The organism is Microbacterium sp. STRO-1N, from assembly GCF_057748015.1.
In genome coordinates this window covers 858,551-883,644 of the sequence record NZ_CM173234.1, presented here as the reverse complement: position 1 = coordinate 883,644, position 25,094 = coordinate 858,551, and the positions used below count along the sequence as shown (strand labels likewise).

Here is a 25,094-nt window from a genome sequence, read left to right as displayed (position 1 = left end):
TCTCTCGTGCTCAGTCGAGCAGATGCCGCAGATAGCGCGGCGGCGAATCCAGGAACGACCGCCAGTGCCGGACCAGTTCCAGGTCCTCCCATTCCGTCGGCCTGATGCCCCATTCGCCGACTTCGAGAATCCGCGCACCTGGTAGCGAGGCCAGCACCGGCGAATGCGTCGCGCACAGCACCTGGCCACCGTCGTCGACGATCCGCTGCAGCACCCTGATGAGCGTCAGCGTGGACTGGAACGACAGCGCCGCCTCCGGCTCGTCGAGGCAGTAGAACCCCGGATCGCGGAACCTGCTGCCCAGCAGCGCGAGGAACGATTCGCCGTGACTCATCTCGTGGAACGGCACATCCGGCATGCTCATCGACGGATTCGCCTCGAGATACGTGTAGAACGAGTGCATCGTCTCGGCGCGGAGGAAGAAGCCCCACCGGCTGGCGCCGACCCCGCGCTGCAGCCGCAACCAGTCCGACAGGGGCGATTCGGTCGGACGCGTGCTGTGCATCGCGTTCCGTGAGCCGCCCTCGGGCGACAGCCCGTACGCGATGGCCACGCCCTCGACGAGCGTGGACTTGCCGCTGCCGTTCTCGCCGACGAGAAAGGTCACCCCCGGCGCGAGGTCGATCCCCTCCTGCAGCACCTGCGCGACCGCCGGGATGCTGGTGGGCCATCGACCGCCCGGTGCCGGCGCATCGTCGACGGGCCGCACCGACACCACCGGCTGCTCGCGCCTGCGCCGGCTGCCCGGCTCCCAGATCGACTCCATCAGCACTCGATCACGTTGACCGCGAGCCCGCCTTCGCTGGTCTCCTTGTACTTCATCGACATGTCCAGGCCGGTCTGGCGCATGGTCTCCACCACGGCATCCAGTGAGACGTAGTGCTGTCCGTCGCCTCGCAGCGCCAGCCGTGCTGCCGTGACGGCTGTGGATGCCGCGATCGCGTTCCGCTCGATGCAGGGGATCTGGACGAGCCCTCCGATCGGGTCGCAGGTCAGCCCCAGGTGGTGCTCCATCGCGATCTCGGCGGCGTTCTCGATCTGCCGGTTCGTGCCGCCCATCACGGCGGTGAGGCCCCCAGCGGCCATGGCACAGGCCGAGCCCACCTCGGCCTGGCAGCCGCCTTCGGCACCGGAGATCGAGGCGTTCGCCTTGAACAGTGACCCGAGCGCGGTCGCCGTCAGCAGGAATCGTCGGATGCCTCGTCGACGGTTGGCCTCCGCGATCGCCTCGTCATCGAGCGTGTCTGCATCGGCCGGCTCGGTCGGCGACTGCAGCAGCGCGCTGCCGACGAGCTCGCCGTGCGGCGTCACCGCGTTCCCGGATCCGAGTCCCGAGTCGGCGAGGAAGCGCCACCAGTACATCGCGACGGCGGGGAGGATGCCGGCGGCACCGTTCGTGGGGGCCGTGACGACGCGTCCGCCTGCGGCGTTCTCCTCGTTCACGGCCAGTGCGAACGCACCCAGCCACTCGCCAGGGATCTCGCGTCCGCTGTCGGCCTCCGCGGCCTCCAGCTGGGCGCGGATGGCCGAGGCCCGTCGCTTCACCTTCAGGATGCCGGGGAGCACGCCGTCCGCATGCAGACCGGCATTCACGCAGCCGGCCATCGCATCCCAGATGGCGTCGAGGCCCGCGGCGACCTCCGACTCCGAACGAAGAGAGGTCTCGTTGCGCCGGGCGAGCTCGGCGATCGTGAGCCCGTGCTCGTCGCACAGATCGAGCAGCGTGGCGGCATCCCGGTAGGCGAACGGCTGCTCTGCTCCGGCGATCGGCGCGTCCTCGCCCTCACGGCGGATGAAGCCGCCGCCGACGGAGTAGTAGGTCTCCTCGGCGATCACCTCGGCATCCGCGCCGTAGGCGGTGATCGTCATGGCGTTCGGATGCGCCGGCAATCGCGTCCGAGGTGCGAACACGATGTCGTCCTTGTCGAACGCGATCCCCTGCCGCCCGGCGAGCAGCAGCGGAGCACCCTCGGGATATGACGCCCATGCCTGCCGCACCTCGGCGGGCTCGCACGTCTCGGGGCTCAGGCCCCGGAGCCCTGCGACGACGGCATCCGGCGTACCGTGCCCGATGCCGGTCGCTCCGAGCGACCCGTACAGCGTGCAGGTGACGCGGGCCACGGCTTCCAGCGGAGTGCGCCGCACGAAGTCCAGCGCGGCGCGCATCGGCCCGACGGTGTGCGAGCTCGACGGCCCGACGCCGATGGAGAAGAGGTCGAAGGCCGAGACGTACGCAGTCACGTGTCCAGGCTACGCTGACGTTCGTGGACCGAAGCGCAAAGAGAAAACCCCGCCGCTTTCGCGACGGGGTTTCTGTACTGTCTCAACACAGTGTGCGCCCGAAGGGACTCGAACCCCTAACCTTCTGATCCGTAGTCAGATGCTCTATCCATTGAGCTACGGGCGCATGGCCTGTCCGGCAGAACGCTTTCCGGGCCGTCGTCAAGAATACATGAGGATCAGCGCCGGAGCGAATCGAGACCGCAACTCGTCCGCAGCGGCCATCGACCCAAGTCACAGCCTGCTCCCAGCCACGCGGGACCAAACCCCGTGCCTGCGCTGTTGCATCCAGAGACGCCGCAGCCAGCGGCGTCGGACAAGGAGACAAATCATGTCGAACGTGTACCGCAAGACAGACGAGGCGCTGCGCGCCCTCACCGAGAACCAGTTCCATGTCACTCAGCAGGACGCCACCGAGCCCGCCTTCCGCAACGAGTACTGGGACAACCACGACGCCGGCATCTACGTGGATGTCGTCTCCGGGCAGCCGCTGTTCTCATCGATCGACAAGTTCGACAGCGGAACCGGGTGGCCCAGCTTCACGCGCCCGATCGATGCGGAGGCGATCACGACCCGCACTGATCGCACGCTGTGGTCGGTGCGCACGGAGGCCCGCTCCTCCGGTGCCGACAGCCATCTCGGCCACGTCTTCACGGACGGACCGTCCTCCGACGGCGGGCTGCGCTACTGCATGAACTCCGCGGCGCTGCGCTTCATCTCCGCCGACAAGCTGGATGCCGAGGGCTACGGCGAGTACCGACGCCTGTTCGACGAGGCGTAGAACCCGCCCTGGCGCGGGTCACGCGGGCTCCGACTCCGCCTCTGACTCGCGCTTGCGGCGCGCACGCTGCTCGGAGGAGAGCGCCTGCAGATCGACGAGGCGGAGTGCCTGCATGCGCGCTTCGCGCATCGTCTCGTACTCCGGATCCTGGTCAGGACGCATGCCCTCAACACGCAGCCGGCGGTCGAGATTGTGCCGCACATCGGCCCATGCGGCCGCCCTGGCATCCTCGACCAGCGCGCGCATCTTCTCGTCGTCCTCGGCCATCGCCCGCAGCCGCGTGGCCACGCCGGTGGACTGCCGTGCCCGCCGGCGCAGGTTGCGCACGTCGCGGTCGCGGTAGTCGTGCGTGCCGGACGGGTCCGAGTGCCGGCCCCTGGCGCGCTTGCGCCACCGGGTCACCATGTCGGCGGCGTCCTCGGATTCCTTCGCCATCGCGAGCAGGGACTCACGGGCGTCCTGGAGGTAGCGATCCGTGTCGAACACGCCGCCCTGTGCGATCGTCCCGACGAGGATGTGATTCTTCACAGCCAGCCTGGTCGCGGCCGTGGCGATCGCCACGCCTTCCGCGATGGCATCCGCTGTCCGAACCACGTCGACCTCCCTCCTGAAATCGTACCGGCACGAGCTCACCGAACGACGCCGACCCAGATTCCGGATGCCCAGGCCTGCTGCTCCGGATCGCACCCGACCGACCCCGCGTACCCGCGCACCACCGCCATGCAGTTCGCCAGGAACTCCGGATCCCCTCCGAACATCTCCTGGTAGGCGCCGGAATCGTTCAGCGTCCCCCAGACGCGGAACTGATGGATGTGCGCGAGCTCGTGCGCCATCGCCCAGTTCAGCCGGCTGTCGCTCCAGGTCGCGACATCGGCGCGGTACTTGATGTAGCCGTTGCTGTTGGCGCAGGCCGCGGCCGTGCCGCCGGCGCAGGACGAGGACTGCTCCAGGCCGACATCCTCGCCGCCGACGAGATCCAGTGCCGCCCGCACGCGGGCGTGGCCATCAGCATCCGCTCCCTGAACCGAGGATGCCGTCTGCACCCGCCGCCCTTTCGGAACGTCGTGCGGGCGGGCCTCGACGAGCGCGACGACCGTCGCCTCCAACTCGGCCACCGTGACGCGCATCCCGGCCAGCGTCTCCGTCAGTTCCCGATCGGCCACCGGCACCGACTGCCGCTGAACGTCGTCATCTCCGCGCTGCTGGCCCACCAGGACGACGATTCCCGCGCCTGCGACGAGCAGCAGCCCGCCGATCGCGAACGACAGCACTCGCATCGCGCGCATTGATCAGACCGCGAACTCGGTGCGCTCGCGCAACCGCCGCTCGGCGAGCACCCTCCCGCGCGATAGATGCTGAGGCACGAGCTCGCCGAGCAGATCGACATCCCGGTCCGCCACGGCCGCGAAGAGCAGCTCGTGCTCGGCGACCATCTCGTCGAGATCGTCGTGCTGCCCGAAGAGCCAGCGCAGCCGCGTGGAGAACACCTGAAGCATCTCGCTGAGCATCTCGTTTCCAGCGAGATCGGCGGCACACGTATGGAACTCGCCGGCGGCCAGCCGCCCTGAATCGAGGTCTCCGGTTCGTGCGCTCTCCGTCTCCCGATCGAGTGCCGCCCTCAGCCGGGCCAGGCCGACGGCGTCGTGCCTGCGCGCCGCCAGCTGGAAGGTCAGAGTCTCGAACGCTTCACGCACCTCGGCGACATCCTGGACGTCCTGCGCCGTGAACTCCTTCACGACGGCCCAGGTCCGCGGACGTGCGACGACAATTCCCTCGACGACCAGGCGACGGATCGCTTCACGAACGGGCAGTCGGGAGACGTTCAACTCCGCGGCGATGTCCCGCTCGATGAGCCGAGAACCGGGCGATCGTCGGCCGAGGACGATGTCGTCACGCAGCAGGCGCGTCACCCGCACCGACTCCAGCTCCGCTGCCTCAACCCCCGTCATGGATGGATTCTCCCACTAGACCGGGGATCGCACCACCTTTGGTATCCCAGATCAGGGCACCCGGTTGGCCTTCGGCAGCGCTTCGCGCAGTTCGTCGGCGGTCAGATGCACCACGTAGGCGGGCCGGTCCCGCTCCACGCGCCAGGATTCGCTGAGCGGGCTCACATCGACCGTGTCGAACCCGACCTCGTCGTAGAAGCGCGTCACGAACTCGGCCGCCTCGGGGAAATCGCTCGACGTCGCCAGCGCGCGACGGCCCAGGGTGCCGGACGGCGTCGCGTCAGAGGTGATCTCCCCCGCGAAAATGTGGTTGAACGCCTTCGCGACCTTCGAACCGGGAAGGTGAGCCTGCACGAGCTGCGACGTCGTCGTGGTCCCCTCGTCGAGCGCGGAGATGCGTCCGTCGCGTTCGAAGTAGTAGTTGTTCGCGTCGAGCACGATCTTCCCGTCGAGCGGCTCGACGGGAACCTGATCGAGAGCGCCGAGAGGAACCGCCACGGCGACGACGTCGCCGGCTCGGCCGGCTTCGACCGCGGTGGCGGCGCGCGCCTTCGGCCCGAGTGCGGCCACCAGATCCGCCAAGGTCTCCGGTCCGCGCGAGTTCGCGATCACGACGTCGTATCCGGCCGAGATCGCCGCGCGTGCGATCTGCGAGCCGATGTGTCCTGCACCGATGATTCCGAGAGTTGTCATGTCAGCGGCAACGCGCGGCGGTGATGCGTATTCCTGTGTGTCGGAAGAAGACGTCAGAGCCTCTTCACCACCAGCTCCTGGAGGCGTCGGTATCCGAGCTGCTCGTAGAGCGCGACCGCCGGAGCATTGCCGCCGAACACGTGCAGCCCCAGCGACGCGGCGCCCATCCGTCGCGTCTCGCGCTCCGCCGCATGCATGAGCGCGCGCCCGTACCCACGACGCTGATGCGCGGCATCCACTGCGATGTCCAGGATGAAGCCGTGCGGTGCGCCGCCCCGCGTGCGCCGCGCCAACCAGAGCACGCCGACCTCCTCGCCGTCGACGGCGGCCGTGAACAGCTTCTGCCCTTCGGTGTCGACGCCATCCGGGAGCTCGATGCGGAACTGCCGCCGAGCCTCCTCCGCAGCATCCTCGAGCGAAATCCGTCCCGTGGCCGCCAGCTCCTGGGCGAAGCCCTGCTCGGTATCGGAGGCGAAGCGCGAGAAGCGCTCGACCGACATCGGCACGACCTCGATCCGCTCGTCCGCATCCGCTCGCCCCGGTAGCGGATCGAGCATCATCTGGATCGACGACACCTCGAATCCTCGACCATCGAACAGGCGTCGCGTCTCGTCATCGCCGGCGAAGACGTCGGCCGAGAGAGTGACGGCGCCCGTCTCGCGCGCAGCGTTCTCGATCAATGCCATGACGCCGTCCTGCTGGTCCGCATCGAGCTCGCGGTCCGTGTGCACATCGACCAGGAATGCCCGCTCTCCCGGCAGGCTCAGCCAGGCTGTGCCGACCTCGACCCCGTCGATCAGGATGCCGAGCACCGCCGACGCTCCGCTCGCGCCGCCCTGAGGAAGCAGCTGCGCGACGATCGCGTCGACATGCTCTTCGGCATCCGCTCCGGGGCGCAACCCCGACTCGCGGCGACAGCGGATCAGACGCTCCCGCATGGCCGCCAGCCATGCATCGAAGCGATCGGTGGGCAGCGGCTCCAGGCGAACGGTCACGGCATCCATCCTGTGCCCTGTGCACGCATCGCGTCCACCGACTGTCAGACCGCGGAGAGCCGACCGTTCGGGAGGATGCCGATCGCCACAGGCAGACCGCGCTGGTTGGACCATTCGCTCCACGACCCGGGATACACGACCGCGCGGATCCCGGCCTGGTCGAGCGCGAGCGCGGTGTGCATCGCCGCGACGCCGGAGCCGCAGTACACGGCCACCTGCGCGTTCGGCCCGACACCGACGCTCGCGAAGATGCGCCGCAGCGCGTCCGGATGCCGCAGCCGCCCGTCCCCGTCCACAACCGCCATGGCCGGAAGGTTCACCGCACCGGGGATGTGCCCGCCGACCGGATCCAACGACGTCCGCGCCCCGCTGTACTGCTCGGGAGCGCGGACGTCGAGCAGCACGCCGGTACGCGCGAACGCCTCGATCTCCTCGAGCGCGATCCGCCCCTCATCGGAGGCCACGAGCACGACGTCCCCTGGTTCGGGCAGAACATCCCCCGGTTCCAGCGGCAGCCCCTCGGCGACCCAGCCGCGGATGCCTCCGTCGAGCACGCGCGCATCGACGCCGGCGCGCCGCAGCAGCCACCACAGCCGCGCCGCGGCCACTCCGCGATTGTCGTCGTACGCGACCGCGATGTCGGAGGCACCCAGACCCCACCCACGGGCCGCGGCCTGCAGGTGCTCCACGGAGGGCAGCGGATGCCGCCCCCGCTCCGGCTGTCCGCGGTCGGCGAGCTCATGCTCGAGGTCGACGTACACCGCACCGGGGAGATGCGCACGGACGTACTCCGGCCGCCCCTCTGGACGATCCAGACGCCAGCGCACGTCGAGCACGCGCACCGCGGGCCCTTCACCGTGTTCGGCGCGTCGCTGAAGGTGGATCAGCTGCGCCGGGCTGACGAGATTGGTCATGGCACCAGCATCCGCGCGTCAGCGCAGGCCGTCACCCGTCGGCGACACCTCGCTTCACGCGACGAAACACGGCGTCACACGTGATGCACGAACTTCGTGAAGCATCTGGAACATCCGTCCCAGGACTGCGATACTCACCTCAGATCGCCGATGACAGCCTCGCCGCACTCACCGGCAGCGAGGAGCGGGCATGGAACAGAGCGGGGTGGGTGCCGGAACGAGACGCCGATGGAGCGACTCCGTCTCCGGTCCTGGACCAGGATGGCGCACCGGCTATTGGCTGGTCCTCGGTCTGCTCGTCATCTCCTACGGCCTCTGCGCCGTGCAGTCCACGACGGATCCGAGCCCGATCGCCTTTCTCGTCCAACTCGTCACGGTCGTCGTGATCCTGCGGATCACCGACGTCGCAAAGGCGGTTCAGCGCACCGCCTGGATCGTCCTCGGCATCGCAGGCGCCGCCGCGATCATCGTCCAGATCATCGACACGCGTGGACATGCCCTCGATATCGCGCTCGCCACAGCATCCGCCATCGCGTTCCTGATCGCCCCTGCGGCCATCATCGCGCACCAGGTGCATCGACGCGGCCTCGATCTCGAAGCGCTCCTGGCAGCTCTGACCGCCTACGCCCTGGTCGGAATGTTCTTCACCTTCGTCTACAACCTGATCGGGCTCGCAGGCGCCGGCCCGATCTTCGGCGACGCGGGTCCTGATTCCCTGTCCGCACAGTTGTTCTTCTCCTTCACGACCCTCACGACGACCGGCTTCGGCAACATCGTGCCGGTCGGTCCAGGGGTGCAGAGCATCGCCGTCGCCGAGGCGATCGTCGGTCAGTTCTTCCTCATCACCGCCGTCGCCCGGATCATGCGAGGGGCGAGGCCGTCGTGAAGAAGTGGAACGTCGTCATCGTGCTCGGCCTGGCCCAGTTCGTGATGGTTCTGGACGGGACCGTGATGAACGTGTCGATCTCCACCGTCGTCGACGACCTCGACACGAGCGTCGCGGCGATGCAGACCGCGATCACCTTCTACACCCTGACCATGGCCGCCTTCATGCTGCTCGGAGCGAAGCTGGGCGACGTCTGGGGCAGACGCCGCGCCTTCGTGATCGGCTCCTGCATCTATGCGATCGGTTCGCTCGTCACCGCAGTGAGCCCGAACGTGCAGACGCTCTTCCTCGGCTGGTCGATCATCGAAGGACTCGGCGCCGTCCTCGTGATCCCCGCGATCGCCGCACTCGTCGCGGACAACTACCGCGGACGCGAACGGGTCACCGCGTTCGCCGTGATCGGCGCTGTTTCGGGTGCCGCCGTCGCGGCCGGTCCGCTCATCGGCGGGTTCGTGACGACCTACCTCGATTGGCGCTACGTGTTCGTCGCCGAAGTCGTCATCATGATCGGCGTCGTGCTCTTCGCGCGCATCATCACCGATGCGACCGAACGCCAGAAGGTACGCATCGATGCCCTCAGCATCCTGTTGTCCTCCGCGGGGCTCGTCCTGATCGTGTTCGGGATGCTGCAGAGCAAGACCTGGGGCTGGGTCGTGCCGCTGCACGTGCCCGTGATCGCCGGCGCACCGCTGGCACCGCTCGGCGTCTCTCTGACCGCGTGGTGCATCGGAACGGGCGGAGTGCTCATCGCGCTGTTCGTCGGGCGTCAACGACAGCTGGTCTCGCACGGCAGATCGCCGCTCCTGCACGTGGAGCTCTTCTCGATCACGCCGCTGCGGAGCGGACTCTCCGTACTCGGCGCGCAGTACGCCGTCACCGCGGGGCTCTTCTTCATGGTGCCCGTGTATCTTCAGATGACTCTGGGCATGGATGCTCTCGAGACAGGGATCAAGATCTTCCCGCTGTCGATCTCCCTGATCCTGTTCTCGATCGTCGGAACGCGCTTGTCCTCGCGGTGGTCACCCCGGCGCATCGTAAGGATCGGCCAGTTCGTGCTCGTCGGCAGCGCGCTGCTGCTGCTCGGGGCCGCAACGGAGGACTTGCGCAGCGGACTGTTCGCGCTCGGGATGTTCTTCGCGGGCAGCGCACTGGGCCTGCTGGCCTCCCAGCTCGGAAACGTCAACATGTCGAGCGTCAGGGAGAAGCAGACCAGCGAGGTCGGCGGGTTGCAGGGCGTCTTCCAGAACCTCGGCTCGTCACTGGGCACCGCACTCATCGGTTCGGTGCTGATCGGGGCACTGTCGACGTCGTTCACCTCGGGGGTGGCTGCCAGCAGCCTGCCCGAAGAGACCCGGGCGGTCGTCCATACCGCGACAGAGGGCGGCGTCACCATCGTGCCGGCCGCTGACGTCGACGATCTGGCGACGAAAGCGGGCCTCGACGACGATGAGGCGGCAGTCCTCGCAGAGATCTACCGCGAATCACAACTGGCGTCCCTGCGTGTGGCGTTCGTCGGGTTGATCGGGATCAGTCTGCTGTCGTTGCTGTTCTCCCGTGGCATCCCGGCCGAACGTCCGGTGCCGCGACGACGCGACGAGCCTGCCGCCGCGTAGGCATCCTCAGCTCTCCAGCTTGAGCAGCGCGTCCTCGGCGGCGACCCACGCGAGCATCGCGCACTTGACCCTGGCGACGTAGCGCGAGACGCCGCCGAGCGCCGCCGCGTCTCCGAGCAGCTCCGGGTCGGGCTCGATCTTGCCCCGCGAGCGCATGGCCTCGCGGAAGACGTCGATCCGGCGCTCGGCCTCTGCCTGGGGCATCCCCTCGACGAGCTCGGCGAACAGCGAAGCGGATGCCTGCGAGATCGCGCAGCCGTGCCCCTCCCACGCGATCGCCTCGATCGTGCCGTCTTCCGCACGGTGCACCTGGAGTGTGATCTCGTCGCCGCAAGTCGGGTTCACCTGGTGCGACTGCGACCGCACCTCGTCGCGCAGCCCGTACCCGTGCGGCGTGCGGGAATGATCGAGGATGAGCTCCTGGTACAGGTTCTGCAGATCGGATGAACTCATCGGACCCTCCGGAAGAAATCGATGGCCGCGGCGACGCCGTCGATCACGGCATCCACGTCGTCGGCCGTGTTGTAGATGTAGGTGCTGGCTCGCGTCGAGGACGTGACCCCGAGACGGCGGTGCAGCGGCTGGGCGCAGTGGTGCCCGACGCGCACCGCGATGCCGCGGTCGTCGAGGAACTGGCCGAGGTCGTGCGAGTGGATGCCGGTCACATCGATGCTCGCCAGGCCGACGCGCGGCAGGTCGATGTCGGCGCCGAGGACCCGCACGCCCTCGATCGCGCCCAGCCCGTCGACCAGTCGGTGTCCCAGTTCGGCCTCGTGCGCGGCGATCCGCGGCATCCCTATTCCATCGAGGTAGTGCACGGCCGCGGCGAGCGCGATCGCCTGCGAGACGCGCTGGGTGCCCGCCTCGAAGCGCTGCGGCGGCGGGAGGTATTCGGCCTCGGTCGTCGAGACGGTCGTGATCATCGAACCGCCGGTGAGGAACGGCGGCATCGACTCGAGCAGCTCCCTGCGGCCGTACAGCGCACCGATGCCGGTTGGCCCGAGCATCTTGTGCCCCGAGAACACCGCGAAGTCGACGTCCAGTGCGTTCACATCGACCGGCAGGTGCGGCACGGACTGGCACGCGTCGAGCAGGAACAGCGCTCCCACCTCGTGCGCGGCGGCGACCAGGCGATCGATCGGGTTCACGACACCCAGCACGTTCGAGACGTGCGTGGCGGCGACCAGCCGTGTGCGCTCCGTGATGTACGAGGAGAGCTCGTCCAGTCGCAGCGCGCCGTCGTCGTCGACCGGGATGACCCGCAGATTCGCACCGGTGCGCGCCGCCAGCTCCTGCCACGGGATGAGGTTCGCGTGATGCTCCATCTCCGTGGTGACGATGTCGTCGCCACGGCCGATCCGCAACCGCTCTGCCGCGACGCCTCCGCGCCCGACCGAGGCGTTCGAGAAGGCGTAGGCGACGAGGTTGACGGCCTCGGTCGCGTTCGAGGTCCACACCAGTTCGCCTTCGTCCGCACCGATGAAACCGGCGACCGTCGCACGGGCGTCCTCGAAGACCTCGGTGGCCTCGGCGGCGAGCGTGTGCGCGCCGCGGTGCACGGCCGCGTTCAGGTTCAGCAGATAATCGCGTTCCGCATCCAGCACGGCGAGCGGGCGCTGCGAGGTCGCCCCCGAGTCCAGGTAGACGAGCGGATGCCCGTTCACGGACGTCTGCAGGATCGGGAAGTCCGTCTTGAGTCCGCGCACCTCGGCGTCGGTCAGTGAACCGGTCATGACGGCGTCCGCTCGTTCTTGATGAGCGCGCCGGCGGTGAGGAACAGCACGGCCCCGATCACGCCGCCGATCGCCCACACGCCGTAGTCCACCTCGACCGCGACGATCGGGTTCCAGAACACGGCGACCGCGAGGAACACGATCGTCCACCACCACTGCCCCGCCTGGACCGCGAACCACGCGACGATGAGCGCCAGGACCGCGACGGCGAAGCGCACGATCGTGGCACCGAGGCCCTCGGGGACGAGGGGTGAGAGGAACAGGGCGATCGCGGCGAGGATGCCCGGCGCGAGCGCGTTGCGCTGGAACTGCGGTTCCGGCGGACGGGAGGCGTGCATGCATCCAGTCTCCCAGGTGCTGGTCGGTCGCGCTCCGTGAAATGCCCCTGGCCTTTTCTGTACCGGTACAGTACGCTCCTTTCTGTACCGCTACAGAAAGAAACTCACATGGAGCATCAGGCGATCACGACCCTCGTTCTCGCCGACCACGAGGCCGAACGCGAGGGCGTCGCGCGCGACCCTCATCGCCAGCGCCGGCTCGACGCTCTCCGCGCGAGGGATCGCGCTCTCGCCGCAGGGGCGAGAGCGCAGCGGCGCAGGCGTGTGCGAGCGGCGCTGGCCCTCGGCATCCGGCGCCTGGCCGAGGCGATCGAACCGCCGCGGCCGGAACGCGTCGCCACCGCGACCGATCCGTGCTGACTTCGGCCGACGAGAGTCCCCGGTCGGGCACAATGGGGACGGAGGTGGTCGACATGGCGCGCGTGACGCTGAAGACGATCGCCGAGCACGTCGGCGTGAGCCGCATGACCGTCTCGAACGCCTTCTCGCGCCCGGACCAGCTCTCCGGCGACCTCCGTGCACGGATACTGAGCGCCGCGGACGAACTGGGCTACGCGGGCCCCGACCCGGCGGCCCGCGCGCTCGCCCGTGGACGCACCGGGGTGGTCGGCATGGTGCTGACCGATTCGCCGAGGGATGCCTTCACGGATGACGTCGCGGTCGGCTTCGTGCGAGCTGTCGCCGGTTCCCTCGCCGACGCCGGCTACTCGCTCGTCCTGCTGCACTCCTCGGGGGACATCGGCGTGGTCCCCGCCCGCGACATCGCGATGGACGGCGCCATCGTGTACTCGTGCGACACCGCGACCTCCGCGTTCGCCACGCTGCGGGAGCGGCGGCTGCCGATCGTGAACGTCGAGGGTTCGCCGCACCCCGGGGTGCCCGACATCGGAATCGACAACGCCACCGGCGCCTCCCAGGCGGCTCAGCACCTGGTCGACCTCGGGCACACCCGTATCGCGATCATCCTGGCGGCGCTGGACGCGGACAACGCCCCCGCGTCGTCGATCTCCCTCGAGACCGAATCGACCACGATCGCCGGGCGCATGGACGGGTGGATGCGTCCGCTCGCGCAGGCGGGAATCGATCCGATTCTCGTCGGAACGCCCGCCCTCGCGATCGATGAGCTGCTGCGCGAACGGATCGATCGGATGCTCGACGACCCGCCGACGGCCGTCCTCGCCTTCTCCGATCTCGCCGCTCTCGAAGTCATGGAACGTGCGAAGGATCGCGGCCTGCGCGTTCCGGAACAGTTGTCGATCATCGGCTTCGACGACAATCCGATCGCCGCACGCGTCTCGCCCGCACTGACCACCGTTCGCCAGGACGTCGACGCGAAGGGGGAAGCGGCGGCGCACACGCTGCTCGGTCTGCTGCGAGACGAGGAAGCGGCCTCGCCGCCGCCGCTGCCCACCGAACTGGTGCTGAGAGCGTCGACCGCTCCGCCGGAGAGCCGCTAGCACCACCCTGCCCGCACTTCCAGGATACCGGAGAGGTGGGGGCTTGCGACAAGGCCCCCTGCAGGGCGCATACTGGTCCGTCGCGCCCGCCGAAACCCGGCGGGCGCGTGCGATCGGAGCCCGTGTGAACCACCTGTCCCCCACCGTTTTCGACCTCCCCGAGCGTCTCGCCGCCAAGGCGGACCCGTCCCTCATCGCCGACGACATCGCCCACTTCGACCGCATCGCCGGCACCCTCGAGGAGGCGGTCACCTCGACATCCGCCCGATTGGATGCTGTGCTGCACGCCCCGGCCGGCGTCGGCGGAGCCGCGGTCGAGCGCGACCTCGAGATCCATCGGCTGAACGCGCGTCTGGGCGTCCTGCGCCGCTACGGCATCGACCTGTGCCTGGGGCGCATGGTCCCCGAGGCAGGCGACCCGGTCTACATCGGACGCGTCGGGCTGTCGGATGCCGAGGGAGAGCCCCTTCTCATCGACTGGCGCGCCCCGGCATCCGCGCCGTTCTTCGCCGCGAGCCATGGCGACCCGATGGGGCTCGTGAGCCGACGGCGCTACCGCTGGGCCGGCCGGCGCATCAGCGACTACTGGGACGAGGTGTTCGTCGCCGACGGCCTAGAGAACCGCGTGGCACTGGACGATCAGTCCGCGTTCATCGCGAGCCTCGGAGCGAGCAGGTCGCCTCGGATGCGCGACGTGCTCGCGACGATCCAGGCCGACCAGGACGCCATCATCCGCGCCGGTTCCGACGGCGCGCTCGTCGTCGACGGCGGCCCTGGCACAGGCAAGACGGTTGTCGCGCTGCACCGTGCGGCGTACCTCCTCTACGCCGAGCCGCGCATCGCACGCGGCAGCGGTGGCGTCCTCGTCGTCGGTCCGCACGAGCCGTACCTCGCCTATGTGGACGACGTGCTGCCGAGCCTCGGCGAAGACGGCGTGCAGACCTGCACGCTGCGCGACCTCGTGCCGGAGGGCGCGGCGGCGCGGGTCGAGTCCGATCCCCGCACGGCCGCGCTCAAGGCAGACGCTCGACTGCTGGATGCCGTGACGAACGCGGTCCGCGCCTACGAGCGGCCGCCCCGGCAGGACATCGTCGTCGAGACGGAGTGGGTGGACATCCCGCTCACGCCCGACGACTGGGTCGACGCCTTCGACACGGTCGAACCGGGCACGGTGCACGACGACGCGCGGCCGGATGTCTGGCGAGCGCTCGTCGAGATCCTGGCGCGTCGAGCACGCGTGCCGCAGCGGCTCCTCGCGCCGGCGCTGACCGAGAGCACCCGGCTCGCTGCGGCGTTCGATCGCGCCTGGCCCCTGTTGGATCCGACCGCGCTGGTGGCAGCGCTCTGGTCGGATGCCGCGTTCCTGCGCCGCTGCGCCTCCTGGCTCGCGGATGCCGACATCGCCGCGCTCATCCGGTCGAAGGACGCGCCATGGACGGCATCCGACCTGCCCTTCCTGGATGCCGCGCGCCGACTCGTCGGCGACCCGACCGCGGAGCGGACCCGCCGGGAACGCTCCGCCCGGTTGGCGGCCGAGCGGAGCTACCGCGAGGACGTCACGGACTACCTGATCGCGAGCTCGGACAACGACCTCGGCCTCATGTCGATGCTCCGAGGGGACGACCTTCGCAACTCGCTCGACGATCTCGACGTGCTGCCCGAGGTCGCGTCCGATCCGCTCGCAGGGCCGTTCGCTCACATCATCGTCGACGAGGCGCAGGAGCTCACGGATGCCGAGTGGCAGATGCTCCTGGCGCGCTGCCCGTCGCGCAGCTTCACGATCGTCGGCGACCGCGCGCAGGCCAGGCACGGCTTCACCGACACGTGGGAGACGCATCTGGATCACGCGGGTCTCCGCGACGTGCGGGTCGCCTCGCTGACGGTGAACTACCGCACGCCGTCGGAGATCATGGCTGCGGCCGAGCCGGTGATCAGGGCGGCGATCCCCGACGCCAACGTGCCGACCTCGATCCGCTCCAGCGGAGTGCCGGTGCGCCACGGCATCCTCTCCGAGCTGGCCGGCCTGCTCGCCGACTGGCTGGACACGAACGAGGACGGCACCGCCGCCGTGATCGGTACGGGCCAGCGGCCGACGCCGCCGCGAGTGCTGTCGCTCACGCCCGAGACCGCCAAGGGACTGGAGTTCGATCTCGTGGTGCTGATCGACCCGGACCGATGGGGCGACGGGGTCGAGGGCGCGGTGGACAGGTACGTCGCGATGACGCGGTCGACTCGCGAGCTCGTCGTTCTGCGGGAGCGCTACGCTCACCCGTGAGGGATGAGCACGCCGCTCGCCGCTGAGCACGCACCTGCACAGTGGACACGGACCGCCCGCGGTCCACAGACATCGATGGGGGAACCATGACCGCCGAGACGGACACCGCAGCACTGCAGGCGAAGATCGCCGCTCTCGAAGCCGAGAACGACTCGCTGCGCTCCGCCAAACCCCGCCGTCGTCGAGTGCACGGTCGGAGCATCATCGCCGGCGTCCTGCTCATCGTCGCGGTGCTGCTCGCCCCCATCGCCGTGCTCGGCACGTGGGCTCGGGTCCAGCTCGTCGACACGGACCGCTTCGTCGCCACGTTCGCGCCACTGGCCGAGAGCCCGCAGGTGCAGTCGTACATCTCCGATCAGGCGATGGTCGCGATCGACGAGAACCTCGACATCCAGGGCATCGTCGACGACCTCGCCGACGGCCTGACCCAGCTCGACCTGCCGCCGCGCGCGGAGGACGCGATCCAGCTGCTGACGGTCCCGGCCGCGCAGGGCATCCGCGGCCTGATCAACGACGCCGTCGACAGGGTCGTCACCTCCGAGGTGTTCGCCGACGTCTGGGAGACGACTCTGCGGGAGACGCACTCGCGTGCCATCGCCATCATCCAGGGGCAGGAGGGCACCGCGATCACGCTCGAGGACGGCACGATCGCGGTCGACCTCGGCGTCGTGGTCAGCAAGGTCAAGGAATACATGGTCGACAACGGCTTCGGCTTCGCCGATGCCATCCCCGAGATCGAGAAGAGCATCCCACTGGCGACGGCCGACTCGTTCGTGCTCATCCGCACGCTCTACCAGGTGGCCACGGCAGCCGGGTACTGGTTGCCGTGGGTCGTGCTCGGCCTGCTCGTGATCGGCATCGCGCTGTCGCTTCACCGCCCCAGGGCGGTCGTCGCGACCGGCGCAGGTCTCACGATCGCCTTCCTGGCGCTGCTGGCCGGCCTCGGAATCGGCAAGCAGTTCTTCATCGGTGCGGTGAGCCCGTCCGTGATGCCTACCGGCACGGCCACTGTCGTGTTCGATCAGGTCGTCGAGCTCATGAACTCGACCCTCGTGGCGCTCACCGTCCTCGCTCTGCTCATCACGGTCGGCGCGTGGTTCTCGGGGCCATGGCGTCCGGCGCGCAAGCTCCGTCAGATCGGTCAGGACACCGAGGACACGCTGCGCAGGACCGCCGAACGCTACGGGCTGAGCACCGGCGACTTCGGTGCGTTCCTCGACAAGGCGGCCTCTGCGCTGCGGGTGATCATCGTGCTCGGTGCGGTCGCGATCCTGTTCCTGACCCGCCCGATCACGATCGGCGGGGTGCTGTGGGCTCTGGTCGGCGTGATCGTGCTGCTGCTCCTCATCGAGATCCTGCGCCGCCCGGCGGCCGAGCCAGAGCCCGCGCCGACCGCCTCATGAGGATCCCCGCACCGCTGGAGGCCTACCTGCGCCGCTTCGGCGGGCGCAAAACCCTTCGCAAGGACCTCGTCGCCGGCGTCGCGCTGGGCGTCGAGAGCGTGCCGGACGGCCTGGCGGCCGGCGTCCTCGCCGGTGTCAACCCGTTGTTCGGGCTGAACGCCTACATGATCGGCACGTTCGCCGGTGCCCTCACCACCGGTTCGGTGTTCATGAGCGTGCAGGCCACCGGAGCGATGTCGGTGATCCTCGCCGACGTGCCCGAGATCCAGGGTCCGCTCGCCGCCACCGCGATCGCGACGCTCACCGTGATGGCCGGGCTGATCATGCTCGGCCTCGGGCTCGCGCGGCTGGGCAGCCTGGTGCGCTTCATCCCGACCGCTGTGCTGATCGGCTTCGTCAACGCCGTCGCGATCAACATCATCCTCGGTCAGCTCGACAACCTCACCGGATTCACCAGCACGGGCGCGAACCGTCTCCTGCGGGCACTGGACAGTGCGCTCGGAATGGCCCACTTCAGTTGGCCGTCGCTCATCGTTGGCGCGGTCACGGCCGCGATCATCCTGCTGCTCGAGCGAACCAGGATCGGCGCTCTCGCGATGGTCGTGGCGGTCGTGGTCGGCTCGGCCGCGGCCTTGCTGATGCCCAATCAGTCCGTCGCGACGGTCGGCGATCTCGCCGAGGTCACCCGGTCGCTGCCCGGCATATCGCTGCCGGATCCGATGCTGGCGCTGTCGCTGCTCGTCCCCGCGCTGTCGCTGGCGCTGGTCGGGCTCGTTCAGGGTGCGGCGATCTCGGGCTCCGTCCCGAACCCGGACGGCAAGTACCCCGATGCATCCGCAGACTTCCGTGGGCAGGGCATCGCCAACGTCGCGACGGGGATGCTGCAGGGCATGCCCGTCGGCGGATCGATGTCCGCCACGTCGCTGGTCCGCGCGGCCGGAGCGAAGACGGCGCTGGCGAACCTGACGGCCGGCGTCGTGATGCTCGTCACGCTGCTCGCCTGCGGTCCGCTCATCGAGTACGTCGCGATGCCGGCCCTCGCCGCCCTGCTGATCCTCATCGGCATCCGGACCTTCAAGATCCACCAGATCATGATGGTGTGGCGCACGGGAACGATGCAGATCACGGTGTTCCTCGTGACGTTCGTGCTCACGATCCTCATCCCGCTGCAGTACGCGGTGCTCGTCGGGGTCGGGCTGTCGATCGTGATGCACATCGCGCGGCAGTCCAATCGGATCCGCGTGCTGCGCTGGCTGTTCGACGACGGCACCTTCCACCCACGAGAGGTCGCGCCGCCGGCCGAGCTTCCGCCGCGCGAGACCGTGATCCTCACGGCATACGGCAGCCTGTTCTTCGCCTCTGCGCAGTCCTTCCGCGCACAGCTACCCGAGCCGACCGCCGCCTCCGCCGGCGCGACGGTGGTGATCCGCCTGCGCGGCACCGAAGAGCTCGGGGTCACGTTCCTCACCATGATCAGGGACTACGCCGCCGACCTGCGCCGCAACGGGGCGACGCTGATGATCACCGGTGTCGAGCCGCGTCTCGCGCATCAGCTCGACGCGACCGGCGTCGGCGCGATCGTCGGCGAGGGCAACATCTTCCCGCTGCGCCGCCGGTTGGGCGATTCGCTGGACGACGCGCTGAGTGCGATCAAGGATCGTGGCACCGAATACGATGGCGATCATGAGCGCTGAGATGCCGATCGGCACCCTCCTGGATTCGTCGGAGCCCGCGTACCTGCGCGCGCCGAAGTTCAACCGCCACACGTTCTGGTGCGGCCAGAGCGGGTCGGGCAAGACCTACGCGCTGGGCGTCGTGCTCGAGCAGGTGCTGCTGCACACCCGGCTGCCGTTGGTCGTGCTCGACCCGAACTCCGACTTCGTGCACCTGGACACCCCGCAGGACACCGCACCCGAGGATGCCGCGACGCAGCTGGCGTCTCGCGATATCCGCATCCTCCGCCCCGGCGGCGAGGGCGATGACCGCCTCCGGGTGCGCTTCGTCGACATGGACATCCGCTCGCGCGCTGCCGTCCTGCAGCTGGACCCGGTACTGGATGCCGAGGAGTACAACGCGATGCTCCGCGTCGGCGCCGAGTTCGACATGGGCGACGACCACAACCTCGCCGGGTGGCTGGACGCCCACGACGACCCGATGATCCGACGCCTCGCCCTGCGTCTGCGCAATCTCGGCGTGCTCGAATGGGACATGTGGGCATGGGGCGACCGCGACGTCGCGGACGTCGTGAACGAGTTGCCCGACGCGACCGTCATCGACCTCGGCGGCTTCGACTCCGCAGCGCAGCTGCAGACCACGGCGCTGGCCGTGCTGGATCGGCTGTGGGCGCAGCGCCACGAGCGCACCGGCCGCCTCGTCGTCATCGACGAGGCGCACAACCTCGCGGCACCAGATGCCGAGACGCCTCTCGCCCGCGCCCTCACCGAGCGCATCGTCCAGATCGCCGCGGAAGGCCGCAAGTACGGCATCTGGCTGCTGCTGTCGACGCAGCGCCCATCGAAGCTGCACCCGAACGTCATCTCGCAGTGCGACAACCTCGCGCTGATGAAGATGAGCTCGACCCGCGATCTGGACGAGCTCGGCCAGATCTTCGGCTTCACGCCGTCTGAGCTGCTCGAGAAGTCGCCGCAGTTCCAGCAGGGACAGGCGCTGTTCGCCGGCGGGTTCGCCTCCGAACCGCAGCTGGTGCAGATGGGGGCGCGCTTGACGCGCGAGGGCGGGTCGGACGTCCCCATCGGCATCCGCTGAGATACTGAGGGCATGGTCCCCCCGCCATCCGCTTCGGCCCGCGTTCGCGGTGTCCGATTCCGGCCGCCGACGCAGCAGCCCGGATATCTGCGGCGACCCCGGCTGCCCGAGCTGCTGGATGCGCGTCTGGCCGAGCATCCGACGATCCTGGTCGTGGCGCCGGGCGGGTACGGGAAGACCTCGGCCGTGGCCGAATGGGCCGGGCCGTATCGCGATCGCGTGGCGTGGCTGACGCTCGGCACCTGGGACACCGACAACGCGCACCTGAAGGTCAGCGCGCTCCGAGCCCTCCAAGGGCTCGCGCATGAGTCCGGTCGCGCGGATCTCGCCGATCTGCTGAGCATCGATCCGGACGAGATCGACGATGCCCTCGCCTTCGACGTCGTCGCCGAGGCCCTGTCGCAGGCACCGGCCCCGATCGTGCTCGTCGTCGATGACGCGCATCGGGCCAAGGACGAACTGGCAGAGGGGCTGGTCGGCGCGTTCATCCGCGGCGAATGCGAACAGCTCCAGGTGATCGTCATCGGTACGGGTTACGTCGAGATCGCGCTGAGCCGTATGGCGCTGACGCACCCGTCCTGCACGATCCAGCCCCGCGACCTCGCGTTCACCCGCGACGAGATCGGCGAGTTGTACACGTCGGCGAGGACGCCGGTCGATGCGGATGCCGTCCTCGCCGAGACCAGCGGCTGGCCCATCGCGTTGCGCTTCGTGCAGCTGAGCGGCGTGCGACCTGATGCCGTCGACGGCACGGACGAGCCGCTGCTGCGCCGGTACATCCGCGACCACGTCCTCTCGGCCCTGCCCGACGATGTGGCGGCGTTCGTTCTGGACTCCTCAGTGTGCCGGGTGCTCACGCCTGGGCTCGCATCCGTGATCTCCGGCGTCGACGACGGCGGAGAGCTGCTCGAGCGGTGCGCCGAGCTGGGCCTGTTCCTCGATCGGTTCGAGACGGACGGCGGGTTCGCGTATCGATGGCACGGCGTCGCCGCACGACAGTTCCGGCGGCTGCTCGAACAGCGCGCCCCCGAACGTCGCGTCGAGGTTCTGCGGCTCGCTGCGGCATATCTGCGGGATCTGGATCCCCTCGCCGCTGCGGAGTACCTCGTGGATGCCGGTGACACCGAGGACGCGATCCGACTGGTCATCGAGCACTGGATCGCGCTGGCCGTCGGCTCCCGCGCCCACGCGCTGGATGCCTGGTGCGCCGCACTCCCCGACGGCTACGCGGACGATCCGCGGGTGCTGCTGATGAGGGCGTGCGCACAGGATGTCATCGGCGGCCGCGAGATCGCCCAGATGTATGCGACGAGGGCGGATGCCCGCGCCGGCACCGTCGACGCCGACGAGTACGCCGCCATCCGGATCGGCGCAGACCTCTTCCTCGTCGACGATCGCACCGAGCTGGTGCGCGCCGTCTCCCGCGCGCACAGACGGCTCGAGCAGGCGGACGGAGTGCGCAGCACGGATCGTGCAGCGCTGCTGTATCTGCTCGGCTGGTCGGAGCTGCGCCATCGCACCTCGCCCGAGCTGATCGTGCAGTTCTTCTCGTCGGCCGCCGTCGAGGCGAAGGCATCGGGACAGGAGGCTCTGGAGCAGCGCTCCCTCGGTCATCTCGCCTACACACTGGCCTGGGCGGGTCAGTTCACACGGGCGGATGAGGTGCTCGCGTGCGGTGTCGAGCAGCGCGAGGAGGCGGGATGGTCGGCGTACGCGGGCGGCAGTGCAGCCACGGCATCCGGTTTCGCCGCCTACTGGCGCGACGATCTCGACCGCGCCCACACGGATCTGACCAGGGCGACGCGCAGCGGCAGTTCAAACCGCTCGTTCGCGGGAATCGCCCGCATGATGCTGGCTTTCACGGCCGCGGCAGGCCGGGATCCCTACGCCTGCCAGCACGCGGCGCGCGAGCTGCAGTCCCTGCCGCAGAGCATGCTGCAGGGCGTCGATTGGGTGGCATTCCGGCACGCATCGCTGGCGACCCTGTTCGAAGCGTCCGGACGTCGCGAGCAGGCGCTGAAGATCGTGACACAGTACGAGGACGCGGATGATCTGCCGCTGGTCACGGTCATCCTCGCCGCGATCGCCGAGCGCATGGGGCGTCCTCAGCTCGCGCTGCACATGCTGCGCCGTATCGAGCGCTACGACGCGATCTCGTACGTGCGCGTGAGCCGCATGCTGGTCGAGGGCGTGCTGCACTGGCGGTCGGACCGGCTGTCGCAGGCCCATCATGTCATCGAGGACGCGCTCGAGATCGCCGTCGCCGAGAACCTGCGCCGCCCCTTCGCCGGCGGTGGCCTCGACCTCCGTCAGGTGCTGACCGAGCAGCTCGCCTGGGGGACGAAGCACGAGGAGTTCATCACGTCGTGCCTCGCGCCGAAGACCGACGGCGGCTCGCTCCAGGTGCTGTCCGAACGCGAGCGCGAGGTGTTCGCACAGTTGCGCACCACGCGCACGATGCAGGAGATCGCCGCCGGCCTCGGAGTCTCCATCAACACGATCAAGACGCACCAGCGCGCGATCTACCGCAAGCTCGGAGTGGCCTCCCGCCGCGAGGCCGTACGACTGTTCGCCTGAGTCGTCAGTCGTCGGAGGCCATGCCGACGATGGTGTTGACGACGGATGCCGGGATCCGCTCGGCCGCCAGCACCACGCTGCCGTCGGTTGCGAGCTGCTCGGCGAGATCGCGCGCCCAGAGCAGCTCGAGGACCACGACCGCGGCCGCGCCGCCGAACGGCAGCCGTCCGGCGATCGCGGTCAGATCCTCATCACCCGCGAGACCCGGGGCGTGCAGTTCGAGTCCGTCGAGCGCGAAGCCGTCGAGGTCGATCTCCTCGATCGAGACCGTCCCTGATGCGCTCTTGGACAGGATGACGAAGTCGAGCACTCGGACCACGCCCTCCGAGACCTGATCGGCGAGAGCATGGAGCACTCCGGCCGAGGGCACGGGGTCCCGCAGCGAGATGACCGTGAGCTCCACCGGTCCGTATTGGGCGGGGGCGAGCGTGGCGCGACTGCCGATCATGACGGGTTTCCTCCCCTCGACAAGTGCGTCTGCGAGGATGCTCGCACCCCGGCATCCCGACGCGCCCGACGCATCATCCCGCAGGGGTGAGCCCTCGATCCACAGCGCCCCTGCAGGACATGATCACGTCCGGATGCCCGGCAGCCGGGTGGATGCCGATGACACCCACCCGAAACCGACCGGTCCCCCATCCAGTTCGCGACGCATCAGCCTTTCACCGCCCCTGCGAGAGCTCCGGAGACGAAGTACCTCTGGAAGAGGAGGTAGACGATCAGGACCGGGATGGCCGACATGAAGATGAAGGCGTTCATCGGCCCGTAGTCGGTGCCGTGCTGCGTGGAGAATCCCTGCACGGCGAGCGGAATCGTCCAGTTGCCCTGCGACTGCAGAAGCGTGGTCGCCATGGCGTACTCGTTCCAGGTCGCGACGAAATCGAGCACGAACAGTGCTGCCAGCGCCGGCTTGGCCAACGGCAGCACGATCTGCCAGAAGATCCGGAACGTCGACGCTCCGTCGATTCGGGCCGACTCCTCGAGCTCGTCCGGGATGGTGCGGAAGAAGCCGTACAGGACGAAGATCTGATACGGGATGCCGAACGCGAGGTACGGCAGGATCAAACCGTACAGCGAATCCAGTAGATCGAGATCCAGCATCGTGCTGAACAACGGGCCCAGGCCGATCTGGACCGGCACCATGGACCCGATCGCGATGATCATCAGAACGGCACGGCCACCGCGGAAGCGGATCCGTGCCAATGCGTAGGCGGCGGCCGCGGCGATCGCGAGCCCCAGCGGCACCTTGATGGCGGCGATGAGCAGGCTGTTCCCGGCGGTCACCCAGAAGTCGCCGGTGTCGACGGCGCTGGCGTAGTTGCCCCACTCCCACGTGGACGGCAGAGCCCACATCGGAAGCGAGTTGAGATCGGGCTTGCTCTTGACCGAGGTCAGGAACATCAGCAGCAGGGGCACGAACCACAGCAGCGACGTGACGCCGAGCGAGATCCACAGACCGATGCCGACGTAGTCGAGGCGACGCTTCATCGGTCTTCCTCCTTCATGGACCAGGCCATGTAGGGGATGACCAGGGCGAGCGTGACGATCAGCAGCACGGTCGCGACAGCGCCGCCCATGCCGAACTGATGATTGGTGAACGACTGCGTGTAGGACCAGAGCGCGAGCACCTGTGTCGACTGCGCCGGCCCGCCGCCCGTCATACCGACGACGAGGTCGAACACCTTGAGCGAATTGATGATCGTGAGGATCACGACCACGACGGTGGTCGGCCGCAGCGCGGGCAGCGTGACGGCACGGAACCGCTGCCATGCGTTCGCCCCGTCGAGCTTCGAAGCCTCGATGAGCTCGACCGGGACGGTCTGGAGCCCCGCGAGGAACAGGACCATGCTGAAGCCCACCGCCTGCCAGATGTTCGCGACGAAGATCGATCCGAGCGCGAACTGCGGATCGCCCAGCCAGGACTGCGTCCACTCCCCCAGGCCGACGGCTGTGAGGAGTTGATTCACGAACCCGAGCGTCGGGTTGTAGATCCAGCGCCACATCGCCGCGACGGTGATGGATGCGAACACCGCCGGGATGTAGAAGATCGCGCGCATCAGGTTGCGGCCGATCATCTTGCGGTTCAGCCCCAGCGCGAGCAGCAACGCGATCACGGTCGGGACGAGCAGCGACAGGACGACCCAGATGACGGAGTTGCGCAGCGAAGTCCAGAACACCGCATCCTGGGTGAACAGGCGCACGTAGTTGTCGAACCCCACCCACGCGGGCTGCTCGGTACGGAATCCGGACCACGAGAAGAACGACAGGCGGACCGCATCGAGCATCGGGTACAGCAGGAACCAGCCGTACAGCACCACAGCAGGGATGAGGTACGGGGCGGCGAGACGGAATCTGTGGTGCGCAGGGCCGCGCCGCTTGGCGCGGCCCTGGGTCACCACGGCGACGGTGGCCATGATCAGGGTGTCCTATCGGT

Annotated in this window: 24 protein-coding genes and 1 tRNA gene; 10 read left to right on the top strand and 15 right to left on the bottom strand. The window is 68.8% G+C overall.

Going from position 1 to position 25,094, the window contains the following annotated elements; all coding sequences use genetic code 11:
- Positions 1 to 10 precede the first annotated feature (10 nt).
- The 3 genes from AC3ANJ_RS04095 to AC3ANJ_RS04085 all read right to left on the bottom strand — a co-directional run bounded on the left by AC3ANJ_RS04095 (position 11) and on the right by AC3ANJ_RS04085 (position 2,407).
- A complete protein-coding gene (locus AC3ANJ_RS04095; RefSeq protein WP_488318356.1) occupies positions 11 to 766 on the bottom strand; it encodes an AAA family ATPase in 756 nt (251 codons plus the stop codon).
- Positions 766 to 2,241 (bottom strand): L-serine ammonia-lyase, iron-sulfur-dependent, subunit alpha, encoded by a 1,476-nt coding sequence (locus AC3ANJ_RS04090; protein ID WP_488318355.1) that lies wholly within the window; start codon positions 2,239 to 2,241, stop codon positions 766 to 768. The genes AC3ANJ_RS04095 and AC3ANJ_RS04090 overlap by 1 nt, the downstream gene beginning before the upstream one ends.
- A 93-nt stretch (positions 2,242 to 2,334) precedes the next feature.
- Positions 2,335 to 2,407: transfer RNA gene (locus tag AC3ANJ_RS04085), tRNA-Arg, on the bottom strand.
- Between the two features lie 204 nt (positions 2,408 to 2,611).
- On the opposite strand from AC3ANJ_RS04085, the gene msrB reads away from it, so the two are divergent.
- Complete coding sequence (gene msrB, locus AC3ANJ_RS04080) at positions 2,612 to 3,061, top strand: peptide-methionine (R)-S-oxide reductase MsrB (protein ID WP_488318354.1); 450 nt, start codon at positions 2,612 to 2,614, stop codon at positions 3,059 to 3,061.
- 18 nt (positions 3,062 to 3,079) lie between these two features.
- On the opposite strand, the gene AC3ANJ_RS04075 is transcribed toward msrB, so the two are convergent.
- The 6 genes from AC3ANJ_RS04075 to AC3ANJ_RS04050 are packed head-to-tail and all read right to left on the bottom strand — an operon-like array spanning position 3,080 to position 7,612.
- The gene (locus AC3ANJ_RS04075; RefSeq protein ID WP_488318353.1) at positions 3,080 to 3,655 is read right to left on the bottom strand and encodes an asparagine synthase; all 576 of its coding nucleotides are present in this window, start codon (positions 3,653 to 3,655) and stop codon (positions 3,080 to 3,082) included.
- Between the two features lie 35 nt (positions 3,656 to 3,690).
- Complete coding sequence (locus tag AC3ANJ_RS04070; RefSeq protein WP_488318352.1) at positions 3,691 to 4,347, bottom strand: hypothetical protein; 657 nt, start codon at positions 4,345 to 4,347, stop codon at positions 3,691 to 3,693.
- A gap of 3 nt (positions 4,348 to 4,350) precedes the next feature.
- The gene (locus tag AC3ANJ_RS04065) at positions 4,351 to 5,010 is read right to left on the bottom strand and encodes a GntR family transcriptional regulator (protein ID WP_488318351.1); all 660 of its coding nucleotides are present in this window, start codon (positions 5,008 to 5,010) and stop codon (positions 4,351 to 4,353) included.
- A 51-nt stretch (positions 5,011 to 5,061) separates the two neighbouring features.
- Positions 5,062 to 5,703: an NADPH-dependent F420 reductase gene (locus AC3ANJ_RS04060; RefSeq protein WP_488318350.1), complete on the bottom strand. Its 642-nt coding sequence runs from the start codon at positions 5,701 to 5,703 to the stop codon at positions 5,062 to 5,064.
- Positions 5,704 to 5,756: 53 nt separating this feature from the next.
- Positions 5,757 to 6,698: a GNAT family N-acetyltransferase gene (locus AC3ANJ_RS04055; protein ID WP_488318349.1), complete on the bottom strand. Its 942-nt coding sequence runs from the start codon at positions 6,696 to 6,698 to the stop codon at positions 5,757 to 5,759.
- Between the two features lie 44 nt (positions 6,699 to 6,742).
- Complete coding sequence (locus tag AC3ANJ_RS04050) at positions 6,743 to 7,612, bottom strand: sulfurtransferase (RefSeq protein ID WP_488318348.1); 870 nt, start codon at positions 7,610 to 7,612, stop codon at positions 6,743 to 6,745.
- A gap of 190 nt (positions 7,613 to 7,802) precedes the next feature.
- On the opposite strand from AC3ANJ_RS04050, the gene AC3ANJ_RS04045 reads away from it, so the two are divergent.
- Both AC3ANJ_RS04045 and AC3ANJ_RS04040 read left to right on the top strand, forming a co-directional pair.
- Positions 7,803 to 8,498, top strand: a complete 696-nt coding sequence (locus tag AC3ANJ_RS04045) for an ion channel (RefSeq protein ID WP_488318347.1) — start codon at positions 7,803 to 7,805, stop codon at positions 8,496 to 8,498.
- Entirely contained in the window at positions 8,495 to 10,111 is a 1,617-nt protein-coding gene (locus AC3ANJ_RS04040) for an MFS transporter (protein ID WP_488318346.1), read from the top strand. The genes AC3ANJ_RS04045 and AC3ANJ_RS04040 overlap by 4 nt, the downstream gene beginning before the upstream one ends.
- A 6-nt stretch (positions 10,112 to 10,117) precedes the next feature.
- Here the strand turns inward: AC3ANJ_RS04040 and sufU are convergent, their stop codons facing one another.
- Genes sufU through AC3ANJ_RS04025 form a run of 3 tightly spaced genes read right to left on the bottom strand, consistent with a single transcriptional unit; the run spans position 10,118 to position 12,182 of the window.
- On the bottom strand, positions 10,118 to 10,564 hold the full coding sequence (sufU, locus tag AC3ANJ_RS04035; protein ID WP_488318345.1) for a Fe-S cluster assembly sulfur transfer protein SufU: 447 nt from the start codon (positions 10,562 to 10,564) through the stop codon (positions 10,118 to 10,120).
- The gene (locus AC3ANJ_RS04030; protein ID WP_488318344.1) at positions 10,561 to 11,844 is read right to left on the bottom strand and encodes a SufS family cysteine desulfurase; all 1,284 of its coding nucleotides are present in this window, start codon (positions 11,842 to 11,844) and stop codon (positions 10,561 to 10,563) included. Before AC3ANJ_RS04030 ends, sufU begins: the two co-directional genes overlap by 4 nt.
- Positions 11,841 to 12,182: a DUF6804 family protein gene (locus AC3ANJ_RS04025; protein WP_488318343.1), complete on the bottom strand. Its 342-nt coding sequence runs from the start codon at positions 12,180 to 12,182 to the stop codon at positions 11,841 to 11,843. Before AC3ANJ_RS04025 ends, AC3ANJ_RS04030 begins: the two co-directional genes overlap by 4 nt.
- 108 nt (positions 12,183 to 12,290) lie before the next feature.
- Here AC3ANJ_RS04025 and AC3ANJ_RS04020 point away from each other — a divergent pair, with 108 nt between their 5' ends.
- From AC3ANJ_RS04020 to AC3ANJ_RS03990, 7 genes are all read left to right on the top strand, one after another.
- Positions 12,291 to 12,542, top strand: coding sequence for a hypothetical protein (locus AC3ANJ_RS04020; protein WP_488318342.1), 252 nt, complete (start codon positions 12,291 to 12,293; stop codon positions 12,540 to 12,542).
- A gap of 53 nt (positions 12,543 to 12,595) precedes the next feature.
- On the top strand, positions 12,596 to 13,639 hold the full coding sequence (locus tag AC3ANJ_RS04015; protein WP_488318341.1) for a LacI family DNA-binding transcriptional regulator: 1,044 nt from the start codon (positions 12,596 to 12,598) through the stop codon (positions 13,637 to 13,639).
- Positions 13,640 to 13,763: 124 nt separating this feature from the next.
- The gene (gene helR, locus AC3ANJ_RS04010; protein ID WP_488318340.1) at positions 13,764 to 15,914 is read left to right on the top strand and encodes an RNA polymerase recycling motor ATPase HelR; all 2,151 of its coding nucleotides are present in this window, start codon (positions 13,764 to 13,766) and stop codon (positions 15,912 to 15,914) included.
- An 86-nt stretch (positions 15,915 to 16,000) separates the two neighbouring features.
- Complete coding sequence (locus AC3ANJ_RS04005; protein ID WP_488318339.1) at positions 16,001 to 17,317, top strand: hypothetical protein; 1,317 nt, start codon at positions 16,001 to 16,003, stop codon at positions 17,315 to 17,317.
- Entirely contained in the window at positions 17,314 to 19,011 is a 1,698-nt protein-coding gene (locus tag AC3ANJ_RS04000) for a SulP family inorganic anion transporter (RefSeq protein ID WP_488318338.1), read from the top strand. Before AC3ANJ_RS04005 ends, AC3ANJ_RS04000 begins: the two co-directional genes overlap by 4 nt.
- Positions 19,001 to 20,083 (top strand): ATP-binding protein, encoded by a 1,083-nt coding sequence (locus tag AC3ANJ_RS03995; protein WP_488318337.1) that lies wholly within the window; start codon positions 19,001 to 19,003, stop codon positions 20,081 to 20,083. Before AC3ANJ_RS04000 ends, AC3ANJ_RS03995 begins: the two co-directional genes overlap by 11 nt.
- Positions 20,084 to 20,095: 12 nt before the next feature.
- Complete coding sequence (locus AC3ANJ_RS03990; RefSeq protein ID WP_488318336.1) at positions 20,096 to 22,660, top strand: winged helix-turn-helix domain-containing protein; 2,565 nt, start codon at positions 20,096 to 20,098, stop codon at positions 22,658 to 22,660.
- Positions 22,661 to 22,664: 4 nt separating this feature from the next.
- Here AC3ANJ_RS03990 and AC3ANJ_RS03985 read toward each other — a convergent pair whose 3' ends face one another.
- The 3 genes from AC3ANJ_RS03985 to AC3ANJ_RS03975 all read right to left on the bottom strand — a co-directional run bounded on the left by AC3ANJ_RS03985 (position 22,665) and on the right by AC3ANJ_RS03975 (position 25,074).
- Positions 22,665 to 23,108, bottom strand: a complete 444-nt coding sequence (locus AC3ANJ_RS03985; protein WP_488318335.1) for a DUF6325 family protein — start codon at positions 23,106 to 23,108, stop codon at positions 22,665 to 22,667.
- Positions 23,109 to 23,314: 206 nt separating this feature from the next.
- Entirely contained in the window at positions 23,315 to 24,148 is an 834-nt protein-coding gene (locus AC3ANJ_RS03980) for a carbohydrate ABC transporter permease (RefSeq protein WP_488318334.1), read from the bottom strand.
- Positions 24,145 to 25,074 carry a carbohydrate ABC transporter permease gene (locus AC3ANJ_RS03975; protein WP_406246702.1) on the bottom strand — a complete coding sequence of 310 codons (930 nt, stop codon included), beginning with the start codon at positions 25,072 to 25,074 and terminating at the stop codon, positions 24,145 to 24,147. The genes AC3ANJ_RS03980 and AC3ANJ_RS03975 overlap by 4 nt, the downstream gene beginning before the upstream one ends.
- Positions 25,075 to 25,094 lie beyond the last annotated feature (20 nt).